This is a genomic window from Nitrosospira sp. Nsp13, assembly GCF_900101945.1.
GTDB classification, from domain to species: domain Bacteria; phylum Pseudomonadota; class Gammaproteobacteria; order Burkholderiales; family Nitrosomonadaceae; genus Nitrosospira; species Nitrosospira multiformis_D.
On record NZ_FMVD01000001.1, the window covers coordinates 685,958 to 704,475 of the forward strand.

Here is an 18,518-nt window from a genome sequence, read left to right on the forward strand (position 1 = left end):
ATATCCTATTAACATAATGGAGTCATTCATTCGGAATGGATCACCATACAGTCTTACAAAAAACATCGTGATCAAGGCTTTCTGTCGCGGTCCGCCTTGTTGCTGCGCGAAATGGAAAGCAGAAGCCATATCCCGCCGATTGTCGCGCACGAATAACCGATCAGCCCAAAGATAGGTAGCCCAAGCAAGGTGGGGCCGCCGGATACGGTCATGACAATGGACGAGCCCACGATAATTGCCGCGACAACGATACCAATGACCAAGCGGTTGGCGGCAGCACCTAACTGGTCTCCCACATGTTTGAGATGCGCGACCTCTACGTGAATATCCAGTCTGCCACGCCGGGCAGAGCGCACCAACCTGGCAAGATCTCGAGGTAGATCACCGATGAGGGTGGCTATGTCGGCGGCCGCACGCCAGCCTCGCTTGGCCATGGCCGCAGGCACGTAACGGGCAGCCAGCGCACCCCGTAGCATCGGCAGTGCTTCCCCGGCCAGATCCAGCTCCGGATCCAATTCGCGCCCCATGCCTTCCAGCGTAATAAAAGTCTTGACGAACAACGCCAAATCCGGCGGCAAAGAAAGCTGATGCGCACGCAGGATAGTCACCAGATCAGAGAGCATATTGCCCAGCTTCAGCTGCCTTAATGGCACGCCGAGATGTTGATCGACAAATGTCCCGATTTCACTCGTTAGTGCATCCTCATTGATGTCGCCACCCATTCCGCCGCCGCTTGTCCAATCGAGCAGCACATCGGCAACACGCATGTGCTCATGCTGAACCAATCCCAACAGGAGACGGGCCAATTGGTCACGGCGTTCCTCAGTAAGCCGGCCTACCATGCCGAAATCGATAAACGCGAGGCGATTGCCGGGCAAATAAAAAATATTGCCGGGATGCGGATCGGCGTGAAACAAACCATCCTCGACAATCATCTTTATCACCGCATGCACGCCACGGCTGGCAAGGATCTTGCGATCAAGACCGGCATGATCCACGGCGGCGAGATCGCGGCCGGGAATGCCGTCGATAAATTCCTGCACGCATACCCGCTCGCCTGTCCATTGCCAATAGACGCGAGGGATAACGATGAGAGGGGGCGCGAAGCCGGTCCCGTCCGTAGCCGCCACAGCATCAAGGCCGGCGGCGGATGTTTCATACGTGGGATCCGGGCCCGAATAGCCCGAAAAATTCATCGCGATGCGTTCAGCATTGCGGCATTCGACCCCAAAATCCAGCTCGCGCCGAAGCGATTGGGTAAATTGCCTGACGACCTCTTGCCAATGAACATAGCGCAGTTCCGAATTTCCCGTTTCAATGGCCTCCGCCAGCCTTGAAAGCCAGCGCAGATCCGCCTCGATGACCAACCGGATACCGGGCCGCCGCACCTTTACCACCACCTCGCCGCCTTCTTCCAGGCGGGCACGGTGCACCTGCGCTATGGACCCGGTTGCCAGCGGCTGGGGATCGAACGCGGCGAACACTTCCTCGGGGGGGGCGCCGAGATCTTCGGTTAGCTGCTGATGGATTTCGGGATAAGGTGAAGCAGGCGAGCTGTCCTGCAGTTTGCTGAATTCCGCGATCCACTCAGGCTCGAAAAGATCGACGCGGGTAGCGAGAATCTGACCAAGCTTGACGAAGGTTGGCCCCATTTCCTCCAATGCCCTCCTCACCCGCGCGTGAGGAGGGAGATGAGCCAGTTCTCCCGCTTCATGCCAGTGCAATACCCGGCCAGTCCGCTCCAGCAAATTGGCAAGCCCCATCCGGCGCACCATATCGCCGAATCCGTAACGAATCAGGATCGATGCAATCTCTTGCAAGCGCCCGAGATCACGGGCCGCCACCAGTGCCTGCCAAAGCATCAAATATCCCTCAGGAATCTATGCTTCGATCGATCGGAATGGATCATAAATAGGACTCATCTAATATGATGATTAGAAATCATATTATAACCATGATGAGTCTTATTGTCCCCATCCAAACGCACAAGGATCCTTAAACCTTAATCCCTGGTAGCAGATACTTGTTATGAACAGCTGGAAAAATGGGCAACCGCACAGAACCACGCAAGCTTATTCATCAATATAATGCCGCCCGAATGACGGGCTCTTTCAACCTAAATCCGGTAGTTGGACGGAGTGAAAATGCGCTAGATAATCCATCCGATAAATGCGATCCCACCAAGGATGGTACCCATTGCATGGGTATCTGCGTGGCCGGCGCGCCGGCAAGCAAAGTGAAGCAGCCCTGCGGAGAGCTCAGCGGAATTATGTGCCCCGGAGGGATGGTCTGCGTGGACGATACTCAGACAACAGTGATCCGACTAAGGCCGGAATCAACTGTATCGACCTGTGTATAAACCGGCAATAGGCTATCAGTCATTCGCATCCGCTCACCCGGAGAACCTGCTTTGTGGGAATCCGGGTGAGCGGTCGTAGTCCTGTCGCATACCTATAACCTACTTGATCGGCTGCGCGCGCTCATACAACATACGAGGCGCCGCCCGTGACCCTGCTATAACCGATCAGCTTACGAAAGCCCCCGAACCGGCCAGGAGAATCAAAATAAAGGTGCCCCAATAAATCATGTTGTCCATGGCATTACCTTTCACGTAGTTAAGATAATTCCGTAGCATGATCCGCGCAAATTGTTACAACTGTTCGTTAGACCGTCTATGTGCTCGAATGGTTTTCCAGGTTTATTGCAACAGGGAGTACGATGAATTGAGAAAACTTTAGCCTGCCGGGGATGTTCAAGCCACGATCGAGCTTGGGTTCGCGCCATTCATTTCTGCGGCTTGATCTGCCGGCAGCCCCTGATGTGGGGAACCTTTGAATAAATCTCCAGCTTCAGAGGTTCCCATCTTCCACTTTTTCAAGCGGGCTCATTGTCTTACCTGGCGGCGTCGCTCTTCTGATGATCGCGCGGCAAAGGCGCATTCTGCTGATTCACGCCGCGTGAGCTGGCATGTTGCGTGTGGCGTTTCTCGCTTCCGGCCTACGGCGATCACCCATTAACAGGCGATGTCCCAGTCCTAAGGCATCAGGAGAATTGTTCGCTGCGTGTGCGCCGTCGTTGAGTGGTTTTCCCCGCTGCCCGCGTGGGAACTGTTAGCTCACTCATAAGCTCATATGGCGCTTTCTTTCGCTGGGCACGCTTGAGCATTTTAGTTGTGCTGATTTCCAGCCAGTCATCAAACTGGTCGGGATTATAGTCTGATAAATCGTATTTCTGCTTTCTCACCGTTTGCTCCTTTAAGCACAAACCAGCAAAAAAATCCGGGGTAGATATGAATATCCGCCGCCACTATTCACCCAACCTCGCCTTTTTACTCTTTGGGGAGGGAATGCAAGACAAATACCAATGTTCCGCGACAGATTCTCTGCCGTTTTTCAGACACAATCTGTTCGGTTCCCCACTTAAGTGGTTTTTTCGCGTTTACCTTCGCTATGTGCGGGAGCTAGACGGCGAAAGCTTCAACGGACACTTTCGGGGTGAATGTCTGAGTGACCATTGATCTTCAACCCTGCATTAAGCACGCATTCTGATCGAAGTATGGCGAAGAATTACGACTCAATATGGCCGCACAGCTCGCTTGGCAATAACACGCCAGCTGAATTTGCAGCCCAACACCCATTTGCAATCCAGGATTCTACTGTGCCGTGTAACTGTAACTATTAGGAGGTAGCGGGTAAGATCTAGTGACGTTGGACAGCGAAATAATTCGTTCGCGAGAATTAACACTGAAATGTGCTAAGAAATAAACACCGGTTAAATGGATCTTGGGTTCGATGTTCCGTTAAATCTCTACCACTAAACTCACGCTTGCAACGGTAATCGAGGAGCCGATACAGTTTCGATGGACAAGATCGACGCTCTGTACACCAATACCATACTCCGATTCAAACGCTCTGATTTTCTCTAGAATCAGATCCTCAAGCGCATTCTTGGCTTTGTTGGCGGCTGCGATCGAATCTGGCATATCCTCTCCGAGGCGCTATTGAGTTTTTGGCGAGTAACCTCTGACCAGCTATCGACACTTGAAGTAGTGCGGCAGCAATCCAAGGCAATGCAGGAAATAAAGGAATCCGACGTATAGGTGATGCTATCGGCGATGGTCGGCATACCAGACCTTGACTGCAATACACTCAAAGACCTGCTGCGCGGCCTCGTGGAGCGTATTACACTCAACTCCCAAACGCTAAGTTGTTGTATTCACTACAAAATCAAGCTAGCTTTGGGGGAATTGATGGCGTCCCCAGGGGGATTCGAACCCCCGTACTCACCGTGAAAGGGTGATGTCCTAGGCCTCTAGACGATGGGGACTAAAGGACTTTCTGAACCGATTGCAACAAATACACCTTTGCCGAAATCTGGTGGAGGTAAGCGGGATCGAACCGCTGACCTCTTGCATGCCATGCAAGCGCTCTCCCAGCTGAGCTATACCCCCGATACCTGCCAATACCCGACAAAAGGAAGGCGAATTATACTGAGCCGCCCTGCCCCAGTCAACGTAAAGCGGAACAGGACAAATGGGGTCAAACAATGAAGGCCTCAGGCAGGAAAGTAGGCAAGCCGCTCATTCATGCGCTTGAGTGTTTCTTCCCTGCCGAGCAATTCCAGCACCGCATTTATCGATGGCGTCTGCGCTTCGCCCGTCACCATCACCCGCAGCGGCATGGCCACTTTGGGCATCTTCAACCCATGGGCCGTGGCGGCAGCCTTGATCGCATCCTGAATGGCATGGCTATCCCATTCGATAACGGCAAGCCGCTCCATCAGATCAACCAGCGCCGGTTTTGCCTCAACGGTGAAATGCTGCGCCTTCAGTTCCTCGACGGGTTCCAGAAAACGGTAGAAATATACAGCCGCATCAGCCAGTTCCGCCACGGTATTAACGCGCTCCTTGAGGAGGGTCGCCACTTTCTGCAGGTCAGGACCCACAGCGGCGTTGCAACCATCCGCTTCAAGAAAAGGCATGACGAGTTTCGCCAGGCGCGCATCATCGGCAATTTTGAGATACTGCTGGTTGAGCCATTGCAGTTTTTCCGGATTAAATTTCGCTGGCGAACAATTGATCGACGCCAGATCAAACCATTCGACCAACTGCTCGCGGCTGAATATTTCCTCGTCGCCATGCGACCAGCCGAGCCGCGCGAGATAATTCACCAGCGCTTCGGGCAGATAGCCGTCGTCCCGGTACTGCATCACCGAAACCGCGCCGTGGCGTTTCGAAAGCCGCTCGCCATCCGATCCCAGTATCATCGGCACATGCGCATATTGCGGCAACGGCGCTCCCAATGCCTTGAGAATATTGATCTGGCGCGGTGTGTTATTGACATGATCATCGCCGCGAATCACATGGGTGATGTTCATATCCAGATCATCGATCATCACGCCAAAATTATAAGTCGGCACCCCATCCGCGCGTAGCAGCACCAGATCGTCCAGCTCGCTGTTCGCGACCGTAATTTCCCCCTTGACCAGATCACGGAATGTAACCGCGCCATCGAGCGGATTCTTCAGGCGCACCACCGGCTTCACCCCGGCGGGTGGTGTTTGTTTCGAATCGCGCCAGCGTCCATCATACCGGGGCTTCAGCCCCGCCGCACGCTGCTGCTCACGCATCGCATCCAGCTCTTCCTTGCTGGCGTAGCAATAATACGCATTCCCCGTCCGCAGCAACTGCTCCGCCACCTCGTGATAGCGCGATAGCCGCTGCATCTGGTAAAACGGCCCCTCATCGTAGTCCAGCCCCAACCAGGCCATTCCATCGAGTATCGCCTGCGTGGATTGCGCCGTGGAGCGTTCAAGGTCGGTATCCTCGATCCGCAGAATAAATTTGCCGCCGTGCCTGCGGGCATAAGCCCAGGAAAACAACGCGGTACGCGCGCCGCCGATGTGAAGATAGCCGGTGGGGCTGGGAGCAAAACGGGTACGGATCATAGTGATGCTGATTCCTGGCGATTGGAAAAGACCGCCATTTTACGCGACCCAGACAGGTAATGCTGAGTCATTCGTGGCTAATGTTGCCGTGGGTAGCAACTTGGTGCTCTGCGCGTTGATCATGACAGGCGACCTGCGTGAAATCTGGATACCTCGTGTGTGATACCTTAGCAGCTTTTATAATTCCGATATTTAACTCCAGAATATTCCCGTTTGATCGCGCTGGACCTCGGCCAATAGCCTTGCGATGTCTCGGCTTTCCGGGTACGGCTCGAAGAGATGCCATCTGCTGTTTCGATCCGCACAGTACAGGAGCCAGACATTCTTTTTTTCGTCTTTCTTGAAGCGCGCTACCGCCATTTCATCCCATGTAGCGGGATCGTCGAAATGAGGACGGCACTCAAAAAGCTTTACTTCACTTCCTCTGATTTTGAATTTGACCTGTATTTTATTCCTGACGTGAGCTGGAACCTTGCTCTCGCAATACGCTTTGAAAAGCTTCTCGATTCGCACCCGCTCAAATTCGGATAATGGCATCAAATACGGTCCATGTTTTTTGTAAAGTATAACGCAACATGTACGGCATCAGTCTCCAGCAGTCCGATTCGACCTGAATTCGATAGTTGGACAAGGTGAAGTGTGTGGGCAACACAGCCATGTGCCGCAAAAACGGTGCAATTTTCCCATAGCAGCCTCACCCAGAAAGTATCAAATAATACGAAATATTGTTATTAATCTTAACACTGATCTATTAAATGAGCGGTCAGCTACCGGATTCAGGTCCATGTATCCCGCCGGCTGATCATCAAGCCATTGTATGATATTTGGATGTCCCTGGCAGGAGCAGTATGTTTTGCGAGTAAGGATAGGGAGCCAATGCGTTTGCCGCTGCAACAGCTTCCTTTTGCTCGCCTGGTTCATGGCTTAGCGCTATCCGCAGGCAGCGCACGCGTTGACCAAAAGTGCGGATTCGTGCTCTAATTGCGCCTCTCTGAGCAGTTATCCATGGAATTAAGGAATCAACCGCAATGGGCGGTTAACTCAGCGGTAGAGTGCCACCTTCACACGGTGGAAGCCACTGGTTCGATCCCAGTACCGCCCACCAATAGATAGTCCAACGAAGTCCAACGAAATCTGTCAAACATATGAAACACAATGTTTACAGCCTTTTTCACGTCCAAATAGATCTAGAGAGATTTGTTGCAAGCCGGCGATAAATGGGGGTATAGTTGGGGGTATTGCTTAGAATGAATAATTGGATACCCCCAATGGCGCTTACCAACACCATTATCCGAACGGCCAAACCTCATAACAAACCGTATAAGATGGCCGACGAAAAGGGAATGTTTCTCTACATAACCCCCGCTGGCAGCAAATTATGGCGGTTGAAGTATCGCTTTGATGGCAAGGAAAAGTTGCTCTCGCTAGGTGCCTATCCCGACGTCAGTTTGAAGGACGCGCGTGCCAGTCGTGATGATGCGCGAAAGCTGCATGCCAACAGGATTGACCCTTGCGAAAATCGTAAAGTACAAAAAACTGCGAGAGTAGAGCGTGCAGCAAACAGTTTCGAGGTTGTCGCCCGGGAGTGGTTTTCCAAATATCGGCCGGGATGGTCAACTAGTCATTCTGAGAGGACCATTAGACGGTTAGAGAACGACGTTTTTCCATGGATTGGTGGTAGACCTATAGCAGAGATCGGCGCCTCTGAAGTTTTAGATGTATTGAGGCGAATAGAAGGACGCGGAACATTGGATACGGCGCATAGAGCGCATCAGAATTGCAGTCAGGTGTTCCGCTATGCCGTGGCCACGGGACGCGCTTTGCGCGATCCGACACCAGACCTCCGGGGTGCCCTACCCGCAGCGAATGGCGGTCATTTCGCGGCTATCACTGAACCACAGGAGGTCGGTGCCTTATTACGTGCTATTGATGGCTTTAAGGGCACATTTATTGTGCTATGTGCTCTGAAACTAGCTCCAATGCTTTTCGTTCGACCGGGTGAACTTCGACAGGCGCGGTGGCAGGAATTCGACTTAGACAGAGCCGAGTGGAAATATTGGGTCACTAAGACTAAAACTGATCACCTTGTACCACTTGCATCGCAAGCCGTGAAAATCCTAAAGGAATTGCACGCCCTTAGTGGTCATACCAACTTTGTGTTTCCCGGAGCACGGAGTCATACTAGGGCGATGAGCGATGCGGCGGTAAATGCTGCTCTGAGACGTATGGGGTACGATACGCAAAATGAGATGACAGGGCACGGTTTTAGAGCGATGGCTCGTACCATACTCCATCAAGAAATCGGTATTGCTCCTGAAATAATCGAACACCAGTTAGCACACCGTGTTTCTGATACGTTGGGCGCTGCATATAACCGTACGAAGTTTCTAAAAGAGCGTAGAAGAATGATGCAGCAATGGGCAGATTATTTAGATTTGCTAAGGTCTGGCAGTAAATTCGCTTAACAACAATTCGGACTTACCTCTCACTATATGGCTTTTGCTTTCGGTCTGGGTCTGTTGATCTAATACAGACTATGACCAGAGCCGGCATCTTAACCTAGCCTAGAAACAAAGGTAGTCTTGAATCTACACTTTTAAAACGTATATTTTTACCCGTATTAATTGTTGCTGGCATTTAGCCACCCAGCAGAGCAAGTGATTTGTAATCAGAAGGTCCCGAGTTCGACTCTTGGTGTCGGCACCAATAGAATCATTGGCTTACGGATAGTATCCGTAAGCCATTTCTTTTCATGTAGACGGTATGTAGACGCTGGAGCGATATCAACGTGACTGTTAATCCACAGGCCCCCGAGTTCTAGTCCTGGTCGTGGAGCTATATAAACAAAGGCTTAAAGAAATTTAAAACATTCTATTAGTTCTTAGTAGACTCATAGTAGGATCATTGTATAACTCAAGACCTAGCGGGATTCTGGTCGAAGCAAAGGAAATGACGATGACCAAAAAAATGAAGTCACCTGTAACGCGTTCTAGCGTAAAACTCCGATCGTCCAAAAAATTATCGAATAGATGAGGTTATCACAATTAATCAACAACGCTCAAGAATGAAAAATGCCATGGATAATGTTCGCAAAGTATTCTGAGATTATTGATTTAGAGAAAGAATTTGCGATTATTAGCCAGCATTTGCATAAAATGTAGGAGTCAAGATTTGATCTGACACCTAGTTGTCAGATTCGAGTTACTGCTTTCGACAAAGGCAGCCTTAGATTGTTTCACAGTAGTTTTATGTCTGTAACTTTAGGCGATGCGTGCCACTATCAAAAAAAGTGAATAACATATACCGATAGACGTAGCTGCGATTATCCCGATACATGTCACCGGATGCTCGTCTACGTTTATGAGCCAAGTAAGAACGCCCAAAGACTTTGAAAGAAAGATAATGATTCTTAACAGCGTGGCCGTGCATAAAAAAGAGACAAACCAGGAAAGTGCGAAAAATGAAGAGTATAGGTACGGCCCGAAAGAGCCAGACACTTCGTGCGGTCCAGTTCCCGAAAAAAAAATCACCAGCGTCTCAAAGTGCACTGCACCCCATATTAATTCTATGCCCCCCCCCTCGTTAGTAAGCGGGTGAATTTTAGTAAGAATGACAAAGGCAGCATAATAGACCAGTACACAAGCGATGTACGCGCAAAGCAAGAGCACGGCTGCCCTCAAAATACTTCTTGCTCTTACGCTCTTTTGGATTGCCAGATGTGAAAACAGAAGGGTGATATAGTCGCAAGGGATGCTGAAGAATAAAATATACACCACCAAATTCCCCAAAAATTGGTGAAAACTAAAATACAGATTACTGTCCGAGTTAAACTCACCTGTAATATCTGGAAACGCTATGCCTCTCAGCTCTTGAAAATTAGCCAGCGCCCAAAGTAATGTAAAGAGGAGGCATAAGATACAGGTAACTACGGACGCACGCACGAAGCCATGGACAGAGAGTATGTTCGTTCCATACACCAGACGAAATAACGGATCAAACGTGTTCCCTAAGTTCAATTCAGATTGGTGAGGTTTTTTTAGCCACTCAACAATCTTTTGCTTAGCTTCAGCAGATGCATGCTTATCCAGCCATGAAAAAAATCCCAGAACGGAGCCGAACACCGCGGCGACCGCCAGAATATTTGTCATCATTGAACTAACAAATGCATCCATATGAAGATCTCTGAATTTTGCTCAGGTTTTCCGTTCCTCAAACTCATCGATTGCGAAAACTATGAAGTAGGTGAGTTCTCCAAGTTCGTAAAATTCTGGAACAAGACCGCTCAACCCGGTGGCACAATCGTCTTAACGACTTAGTCGCCATTTGATACTGAGATTAGATAGATGATGCTAGCAGCGCGGCACAGATATGCCAATCACGATAGTCGGTTCCCGACATAATCTATTGAAAAACTCAAATTGTTAGAAACGCTGAATTTTTTGCCAAAAGCATTTCCTTAAAAAATGTAATTGATTCCCTTTTTATAGGAAAACCAGATGCCCTACAGCGAACGATCAGGAAATGTGCGACCCCCGGCACATACTTCGAAGGAAAACTCGCCTGTAAGTCTTAAAATTTTCCAAGTGCTCCAAAAAAAGAGTTTTCAACAGAATTGACACAAACGATTTTCCAGAAAGAAGCCCTCCCCCAACAAATTAGCCGGCCTACATGCCTTTCATGCAGGTCCGGTACATTGATAGGTTAGATGCCCCTCGCCAGCCAAACTGAGAACGAGGAGCAAAAAGCACTAGTCGTTCAGACTCCGCTGCCTATTTCTGGTTATCACCAGTCACGATGGCGGCTGCAACCCGACTGGACGGTCTCGAGCGATGCAACTGGCAAGGCTTGATGTTCTTTTTGCACCTAACGACAGACATAACGGGCGGCAGAGTGCACTAGCATTTTAGCGTCCCTGTTCACGGATTTGTCAGGTCAGTCAAGACTGCTTATAAGGAAAGTTGCTTTGATTGAGCCCCGTGTCATTGAGGACGCAAAATCTCTGCTCGAAAAATTAAAAATTTTACATGAGGAAATATTGCCAAGGAAGTCGCACTAATCTCCATTATTGGTCCTTTTTGAGAATTTTTAATAATTCGATTACTTTCGAGTCCTTTGATAATGCCTCCAACATTTCATGGAGCGGGCTGGCATGATGCTCCTGCCCGTTATAGATTCGTATTGGATTTTCACCAAGGTTTTTAATGGCCGTCTCTAAGAGATCCTTCAACATTTCAGCGCTAACTTCTGTTGCCTCACGTTTATAGCCCTCGAAAGACATAGCGGATGCCGCTTTATATGCGTAATCCTCGCGCAAACGTGAAGTGTAGCCATATTGCTTAGCCGAGAACCAACCCAACCATATAAAGGCGCAGTCAGTGCTAATCTGGATGGCAATTGTTCCAAATTTCCAGAATCAAGGAAGGGAACTAAATACTTAATCCCCATAACAACCGGTCCACAAACAGAGAAACCAAACACCACGAGCCAGCTAAACATTGGAGCCTTAAGGTCTGCCTTGCGTCTCTCGAATGAAGCCGCCATTCCGGTCCGGTTGGCATCACCCAACAAACCATTAATAGTATCTCTGTAAAATTCAAACTTATCGAAAAGCAATTACTGCTCAATCTTTTTTCTCTAAGTCTTGCAGCCAGTAGCGCACTCGCCTATACAAAAATGTAACCAGTGATGATCTGCTTGATTATTCAAAAACTCGGGAGAATAATCATTCAACACACGTCAGGGAGAGATAGGGGTCTTAACTGATTTTAGCTGACTTTCTTGCTGCATTTGCATAAAACTTCGAAGCAAACGTTCATCATCTCAGAGAGAAGTATATGTTCGTGAAGGGAATTGACGTTTCAAAACATCAAGGAAAGATTGATTGGAAAGCGGTCGCTGCAGATGATGATGCGGACGTGAAATTTGCATATCTGCGGGCGAGCTACGGCGACGACGCGAGATACGAGGACAAGTTCGCGGACAACTGGGTTGCCGCAAGGTTGAATGGGATCATTGTTGGTGCATACCACTACTTCCTTCCACGGAAAAAGCTATCCACAGTGGACAAGCAGGCAAAGCTTTTCCTGGCTCAGATTGATGTAGTGGTACCCGGTATAGATATCGGATATCTGCCCCCCGTTCTGGACGTTGAGGAACCAGCAAAGAGTGTCACACCTGCTGAGTACGTGGCGGGAATAAATCGCTGGATTCAACTTGTGGAAGCAAGTCCGCATTTTGCGGGTCAGCGGGTTATGATATACACCAGCAGGAAAAGCTGGGCCGAAATTAAGAACCCTTCTGGTTTCTCCGATCGCTTAATTTGGGTACCTGACTATTCCAAAGATCCTCCACGGTTGCCCAAAGGGTGGAAGACGTACACTTTTTTTCAGTTCACGGATAAGGGCAAAGTGGGCAAGATCGACTTTTGCGATCAGGATCGGTTCAATGGGACTTTGGCGGAACTTAAGGATCTGATGTACATGGCAACGAAACCAGGTTCTCACGTACCCCAAGATCTTATTATTGATCTATCCTCCTCAGATACACCTCGTTCAGTAATTCGGCCTGGCGCGGATCGACTTGTCTTCGATGGATACAAGCTTCACTGGATGGGACAGAATCCGAAAAGTTATACTGCATTCTCCGGTTCAGCGGACGAAGGCGCCCGTGAGTCAATCAAAGATGTAGGACCAACGCCGCAGGGCCTGTATACGGCTGATCCAGCGGAGATTGAAAAGCTTGTGCCGACGGATGATTGGGGTGCTAATCGCGTACCGCTTCGTCCGCTGCGGGCGACGGTTCAACGGATGCTGGATTGCTTTGGTGTAATTAGAACCAGTATGTATATCCACGGAGGAACTCTAAGTGGAACCCATGGATGCATCGAAATCAACAACGACGAGGATGAGGCAGATTTCTTTCAGCGGCTAAAATCGTATGGCCGAAAAATCGAACTTGAGGTTAGATTTGTGGGTGAACGTGAGAAAAAGCTTGAAGAGACAAAATGCCCTTACTGATGCCGGCGGATTTAGCCCATCGAAGTGAATGTCAGCTTTTTCGACCGGCGAGAGTATTGGGTTGGGGCATAGTGACGGGGAAAGTCCGAGGCCACGGAGTGTCTACCGTTCCGGGGAAAGTCCAAGCCTAAAGCATATTGTTGACGCATTTCCAGCTGCCTCCTTCTGGAGGCACTTTAGAGGAGTCACTCCAGAACAAGCCGTTCGAATTCGGTGACCTTCTTCTCGACCATAGCAAACATGCGCTCCAATGCTTTTGGATCGGAAAGGTCGATCCCCATGTGAGTCTGGAGTAGGGTAGAGGGTTCATTTGAGAAACCTGCTTTCATTAAACCTACTAGTTTCTTGGCCGTCTTCGGATCTGACTGTATTTTTTCGTAAACCGCGAGGGCAAATACCCAGGCAAATAAATAATTGCTGTAATACCTGGAACTGTCAAAAAAGTGATGCGTGTCTGCCCAAGTATATTTTAAATCCGGGAATCTATCGAAATCCAGATGCCATTTTGCCCCAAATTCCGCCCAGATCTCATGAATGTTTGCTGGATTTTGCACCGCTCCGCTTTGCACCCGCCTATAAGCTTCAATCTCGAAGCTAGTTGCGTATGCGGCCCAATACATTGTCGTGAACTTCACCGACGCGAGCTTACTGGTCAGTTGGCGCAGATAAAACAAGCGTTCTGCTTGGGTTCTGGCCCTATTGAACAGATAATCCAGAATCAGCAGTTCGTTGACTTTCGCAACTCCCTCGGTAAAATATCTCGCACCATCCGCGTAATACCAGGGTATACCGGATTTGTGAAGGAGACGGAAATGGACCGCATGCGTCGCTTCGTGGGCGAGTGTGACTACGTCAGTGAGATATCCGTTATACCCTTGCATGAAGAATACCCACGATGGGCCGTAGGCTCCCCAAGTGAAATCTCCCGCTTGTCGATTAGGACCAGCCACAATATCCATGCGGCCATTCAGAGGGTCGAGCAAATGATTAAGCTCACTTTTATAGTCCTTTCCGAATATCTCCGCCGCTCCAATCACTAAGCGAGAAGCATTTTCGATCGTGAAGCGCGGTTCAGCTGCTCCCGACGGACGAGCATCAAGGTCCCACGGTTCGGATGAGCTGATTCCCAAGAGCTTCTGTTGATAGGTCCGCTCAGCTTTCTGAAAACGAATCGCCAAGGATGCATTTTGACGAAACCCTGCCAGAACTGTGTCGACAACTTCCGGTGTAAGGTAAAAGCCGAAAAGATCAGCGTCGATCGCATTTGCGAATTTTCGTATGTTGGCTACGTCATTGGCAGCCCGGATCTTCTCATACATGGCGAACGCGAAAAGGTCACCTTGGGCCTTGTAGGTAGCCATTCGCTTGTTGAAACCTGCCTCCCTGAGAGCTCGCTCTTCCGAGCGCATAATTTCAGCGTAGTCTCCGGGCTTGGTTACATATAGTTGTCGTTTCCCTATGTCGATGGTTGCGTCAGGCGATCTTTCAATCATGAGGGTATAAAATGGCGAACGGAACGGGTCGAGCCGGAGTGCGAGTCTGTTGAGCAGAGCTTCGACTGCTTCGGGTGGTGTATGAGGCTTTGTCCTACGCCACGACTCTAGCAGAAACTTATATCGCACCAATCCTGGCGCCACAGCGATAAATTCATTCATCTTCTCATCATTGAGATCTTGAACGATGCTCTGCACAAAGACGGTACTACTATCGAAATCGCTGCGCGCATCCTCACCCTCCTGCGCCTCTTTCTGAAAAACAGTATTCTGAGTGTTTGTTGCGAGGCGGAGACCTCCATATGCCCACAAGCGGTCGGCGATGATTCCCATCCGCTGTTTGAGTTCAATCGCCTCCAGAAGTCTCGCTGGCTTCGTGCTTGCCTCAGATTTGAGGGCTACGAGCCGTGCCCTCAATATTTGGAGTTCTGACAAGTCGTTTTGTCTTGCCAAGTCGTCAGAATAGAATAAATTCTTGAAATTGAATTGGTAGAGGGGTTTCTTTGCTTCCGGAATAGGGACGAATGGAGATTCTGCACACACCCCCTTACCCGAGTAGAGCACGAAAATAAGAGTAATTGCACAGCATCGTGTACTAAAGAATAAATGCCTCCAAAAAGAGTAGTGAAGACTCTTGCGAATAGATAAGGTTTTCATAGATACGGACTCCTTTTTAAGCATTGAAATGCTAAAATATTTCAACCTTATATAGTATCGAAATGGAGTTGGAGTTGGAGTTGACTTCTTGCGATAGGGGCCCATTTATGTGACTGAGCGCTGGTAAGTGATCCACCTTCCACGCCTCATTTCAGATGTTGTAAACATCTGATCGTTGATAAGACCTGTGGGGAGATATCCGCAGAAAAATCATTTGGATTGGCGATTGCTATGAATGAAAGAAGCACTCCTAAGACCGCAATAAGAAGGTAAAGCCAAAGCCAGAACTGATGTAGACGCAAGGTCTTCAATTTTGGAAAAGCAATATTATGTTCAGAATCTGCCGTCGTCTTCAGTCGCTTAAGTGGGCTTTGGGGAAGCAAAGCGTCTAGTGCATCCCGATGCTTTCGTGCTCGTGTCATGTGGAGGCTAAAGCGCTCGTATTGTTTAGCGGAGAAAATAGCCCCAAAGGCCCCCAGCAATAAAAGAAACAGTGTTAGCGGAAGATCCTGATATGAAAGATTGCCATCATAGGTAATAAAACCAATCGCAACGCCTGCTATGGCGATAAGGGTACTGGCTACAGTTGACCGTTGCGTTTCGTGATGGCGTCCCTGAACACAATGTTCTTGATACATTTTCCAAAGAACGTCACCTAGGAAATCATTGTCATTTTCCATTTAGCGTCTCGCACTTTTATGTTCCAGAGAGCTGTCCCCAATCATTTGAAGTAGAATCTCTGCTGATTTTCACGCTGCCAACTCAACCGTCGGCAACATCACGGCATAAGCTTCATCAGGTGTTTTCATTCCCAGGCCCGAATGTGGCCTGGATTGATTGTACCAATCCGTGTATTGCATGATCGATGCCTTGGCTTCACTGACTGAGTCATAGGCGTGCAGATACACCCTCTCGTACTTCACCGGTTTCCACTGGCGCTCAACCAACACATTATCTCTTCAGGCCCCGCGCCCATCCATGCTGGGCTTGCACCCCCGATACTTGACGGCTTGCAAGAACTCATGTGCGGTAAACTGGCTGTTTTGGTCGATGTTCACAATTTCCGGCCTACGCCGAATCCTGAATCTACTGAATAATCTAATTTGCTTTGTGTGCTTGTCTAAACTACTTTAGCTGTTTTGAAACAAATCGTTGGACACGACATCTCACGTAATACTTAGCAAGTTGCAAAACTAGTCGCATAGATACGCGCGCTAACAACCTGCGAGCCCGTGCTATGAATCCCACCCCCACGGCACTTACTATCGCGACGGTAACAATATTCAGTTCGTCTGAGAGCGTACCTAATATAAATATAGAGAAAACCTCAAAAACAATAAAAATTGGTATCCAGATGTAATGAGCCCAAGTCTGTATTCGTTGAAATATAGTTAATCTTGCATGCACGGCGTCGCTATGCCTTTTTAATAACTCTGGCATTGAAAGCACTGCCGGTGATAACACCGTGACATAATCTGAATCTAACTGTATTAGGGTACGTATCCCCTGCCGATCAAAAACTTTACCTTTATATTGATCAATAGAAGCTGGTCGGGCTGAGTCCATACGAACCTCTTCAGGCAGTAGCGTTATCACCTGCACGCCTCCTTCGCTAATCAACTCTATTGCATCATGTAAATTCTGAAACATATCTTAACTACAATTTATTCAGCACTCCGCGCCCAATACCCGCCACAAACTCTTTGGCAATAGTGATTAAATTTTTCCAGTAATTCAAAGCGACCGCAACCCCTTCATTATGAAAAAATATTAACTTGGGATGCTCATCCATACAATCAGGATTCAAGCGAACGATTACATCTCCATCCAGTTGGATAGTTGTTTGTACAGCAACCACTTCTGTACCTATCTCCCATATCTTGCGCACCAATAGTACCTCGCTATCTTTCAACACCAATGGGTCAATCTTTTCATTAGTAATAATGTCTGCTCGAGAAAATTGGTTTGTCAAAACTGATGTTCGCTTTGGATCAATCGTCCGACTCAATTCCACAACCGTATTAGGTGTGAGTCTTCCTGGCGATGTTGCTTTCAGTCTCTCGGTCAATTCACTACTCAGAATGTCATCACGAAGGCACATTGCGCTAAACATTCCCTTTAGCATGTCGGAATTGTTTTTGATGCGCGGTAAAACAGAAAGGTTGCGCGTTGATTCGAGATCTTTCAAGCGACGCAGTTTTTCAGGACTTTTGAGAAAGTCGTCGGCCCACATCCGCATGAGATCGAATGCTGCATATCCGCCTAGCTGATCTTCGACCTCTAACTCCACCGTTAACCTAACTTCCTTTTTATCAGATATTCCGTCTATTATTTCTTGATCGGTATAAAGTCCAAATTGCCGGCGCATGTCAGTAAACTCTATCGCTGGAACTCCCTGTACATCGATGAGTGATTGCGTTTCTCTCAAAATTTCATAATAGTCTTGACCTATATCTATCAACGCATGTCGGGGACTCGGCATTTTCTCTCCCGAAATGCTTTTTTTTAAAATCGTATTGACTTCTATATTGAACAGGTCGTAAACAATATCCTTAAATCGTTCTGTGTCAAAAGAGTCATTGTCCGCCATGAGATAACCCCGTCAAGATAGTTTTTAAACAATACTTTATATGCATGAAAAATCTCGTACCTTGCGCATAATGGGGCTGCTCTTGTGGTTTCTACGTAATTGTCTTGAGCAATGCGGCTTCTGGGAAAGTGATATATTTGCAATAATCAATCTGGTTTAGGTGATACTGGTTTAGTTGGTGTTGGTGTTGGTGTTGGTGTTGGTGCTGGTGTTGTGATGAGGGGGGGTTTCTCCGATAAAATTCCGCGAACAGTATCAATTAGCAATTTTAAAGCCCCAATGTTCTTCTCTACAATATCGTGGGCCTCCTTGATATGAGCCATATGATCCCTGTAAATCGTGGAATAAGATGTATCAGAAGCAGTGAATGCCGCATCTATAGTTGTCTCTATATCCCCATCAATCAGATCTATCCTGGTGATAATGGCTTTGGCATTCTCATAACTCTCATTTCTACTCTTACTAACTTTGCCATCGACAGTTTTATTTTCTTCGCTGATTGTCACGTTGCCAACAGCCGTAACTATTTTTAATGTTGTCATATCTTCCACTGCTGCTTCAATTCTTTGATACAAATTCTGAAATGAAGTACTCATTTTCCCCCCTATATACAAATGCTCCGCGTAAAAACAATAAATAAAGAAGCGCCTAAAAAGCAACAATTTGACAAAAACTAACACATAATTTGTAATAAATTATTCCAAAAGATTGGACGGCCATATACCTAGATCAATAGAGTGCTTTACGAATAGTTTTTTAGAAATATCTCATAATATGCATTTTAAGAACTTTATATCTAAAAAGGTAAGTGTCCGT

The 18,518-nt window shown here is 48.2% G+C and carries 14 protein-coding genes, 3 tRNA genes and 1 pseudogene; 4 read left to right on the plus strand and 14 right to left on the minus strand.

Features of this window, described 5'->3' with window-relative positions; genetic code table 11:
• Nucleotides 1-71: 71 nt before the first annotated feature.
• From BLO43_RS03145 to gltX, 6 genes are all read right to left on the minus strand, one after another.
• Nucleotides 72-1,862, minus strand: coding sequence for an ABC1 kinase family protein (locus BLO43_RS03145; RefSeq protein ID WP_090905735.1), 1,791 nt, complete (start codon nt 1,860-1,862; stop codon nt 72-74).
• A 1,180-nt stretch (nt 1,863-3,042) separates the two neighbouring features.
• Entirely contained in the window at nt 3,043-3,243 is a 201-nt protein-coding gene (locus tag BLO43_RS03155; RefSeq protein ID WP_090905737.1) for a hypothetical protein, read from the minus strand.
• A gap of 556 nt (nt 3,244-3,799) precedes the next feature.
• Complete coding sequence (locus BLO43_RS03160; RefSeq protein ID WP_090905738.1) at nt 3,800-3,982, minus strand: hypothetical protein; 183 nt, start codon at nt 3,980-3,982, stop codon at nt 3,800-3,802.
• Between the two features lie 268 nt (nt 3,983-4,250).
• Nucleotides 4,251-4,326: transfer RNA gene (locus tag BLO43_RS03165), tRNA-Glu, on the minus strand.
• 48 nt (nt 4,327-4,374) lie between these two features.
• A tRNA-Ala gene (locus BLO43_RS03170) sits at nt 4,375-4,450 on the minus strand.
• A gap of 104 nt (nt 4,451-4,554) precedes the next feature.
• A complete protein-coding gene (gene gltX / locus BLO43_RS03175; RefSeq protein WP_090905739.1) occupies nt 4,555-5,946 on the minus strand; it encodes a glutamate--tRNA ligase in 1,392 nt (463 codons plus the stop codon).
• 4 nt (nt 5,947-5,950) lie between these two features.
• Here gltX and BLO43_RS16695 point away from each other — a divergent pair, with 4 nt between their 5' ends.
• Nucleotides 5,951-6,109, plus strand: coding sequence for a hypothetical protein (locus BLO43_RS16695; RefSeq protein ID WP_175443835.1), 159 nt, complete (start codon nt 5,951-5,953; stop codon nt 6,107-6,109).
• 29 nt (nt 6,110-6,138) lie between these two features.
• Here BLO43_RS16695 and BLO43_RS03180 read toward each other — a convergent pair whose 3' ends face one another.
• Complete coding sequence (locus tag BLO43_RS03180) at nt 6,139-6,483, minus strand: DUF3024 domain-containing protein (RefSeq protein WP_090905740.1); 345 nt, start codon at nt 6,481-6,483, stop codon at nt 6,139-6,141.
• 493 nt (nt 6,484-6,976) lie between these two features.
• On the opposite strand from BLO43_RS03180, the gene BLO43_RS03185 reads away from it, so the two are divergent.
• A tRNA-Val gene (locus BLO43_RS03185) sits at nt 6,977-7,051 on the plus strand.
• Between the two features lie 163 nt (nt 7,052-7,214).
• The gene (locus BLO43_RS03190) at nt 7,215-8,411 is read left to right on the plus strand and encodes a tyrosine-type recombinase/integrase (protein ID WP_090905741.1); all 1,197 of its coding nucleotides are present in this window, start codon (nt 7,215-7,217) and stop codon (nt 8,409-8,411) included.
• Nucleotides 8,412-9,206: 795 nt separating this feature from the next.
• Here BLO43_RS03190 and BLO43_RS03195 read toward each other — a convergent pair.
• Entirely contained in the window at nt 9,207-10,118 is a 912-nt protein-coding gene (locus BLO43_RS03195; protein ID WP_090905742.1) for a hypothetical protein, read from the minus strand.
• Nucleotides 10,119-11,008: 890 nt separating this feature from the next.
• Nucleotides 11,009-11,224 (minus strand): hypothetical protein, encoded by a 216-nt coding sequence (locus BLO43_RS03200; protein ID WP_090905743.1) that lies wholly within the window; start codon nt 11,222-11,224, stop codon nt 11,009-11,011.
• A gap of 562 nt (nt 11,225-11,786) precedes the next feature.
• Here BLO43_RS03200 and BLO43_RS03205 point away from each other — a divergent pair.
• The gene (locus BLO43_RS03205) at nt 11,787-12,962 is read left to right on the plus strand and encodes a glycoside hydrolase family 25 protein (RefSeq protein ID WP_175443836.1); all 1,176 of its coding nucleotides are present in this window, start codon (nt 11,787-11,789) and stop codon (nt 12,960-12,962) included.
• A 185-nt stretch (nt 12,963-13,147) separates the two neighbouring features.
• Here BLO43_RS03205 and BLO43_RS03210 read toward each other — a convergent pair whose 3' ends face one another.
• The 5 genes and pseudogenes from BLO43_RS03210 to BLO43_RS03235 form a co-directional block, all read right to left on the minus strand.
• Nucleotides 13,148-15,112, minus strand: a complete 1,965-nt coding sequence (locus BLO43_RS03210) for a M3 family oligoendopeptidase (protein ID WP_175443837.1) — start codon at nt 15,110-15,112, stop codon at nt 13,148-13,150.
• Between the two features lie 146 nt (nt 15,113-15,258).
• Nucleotides 15,259-15,792, minus strand: a complete 534-nt coding sequence (locus tag BLO43_RS03215; protein WP_090905746.1) for a hypothetical protein — start codon at nt 15,790-15,792, stop codon at nt 15,259-15,261.
• Between the two features lie 69 nt (nt 15,793-15,861).
• Nucleotides 15,862-16,095, minus strand: a pseudogene (locus tag BLO43_RS03220) (integrase core domain-containing protein); the annotation flags it as partial.
• Between the two features lie 674 nt (nt 16,096-16,769).
• Complete coding sequence (locus BLO43_RS03230; RefSeq protein WP_090905749.1) at nt 16,770-17,702, minus strand: hypothetical protein; 933 nt, start codon at nt 17,700-17,702, stop codon at nt 16,770-16,772.
• A gap of 146 nt (nt 17,703-17,848) precedes the next feature.
• Nucleotides 17,849-18,298, minus strand: a complete 450-nt coding sequence (locus BLO43_RS03235; protein WP_090905750.1) for a hypothetical protein — start codon at nt 18,296-18,298, stop codon at nt 17,849-17,851.
• Nucleotides 18,299-18,518: the final 220 nt, after the last annotated feature.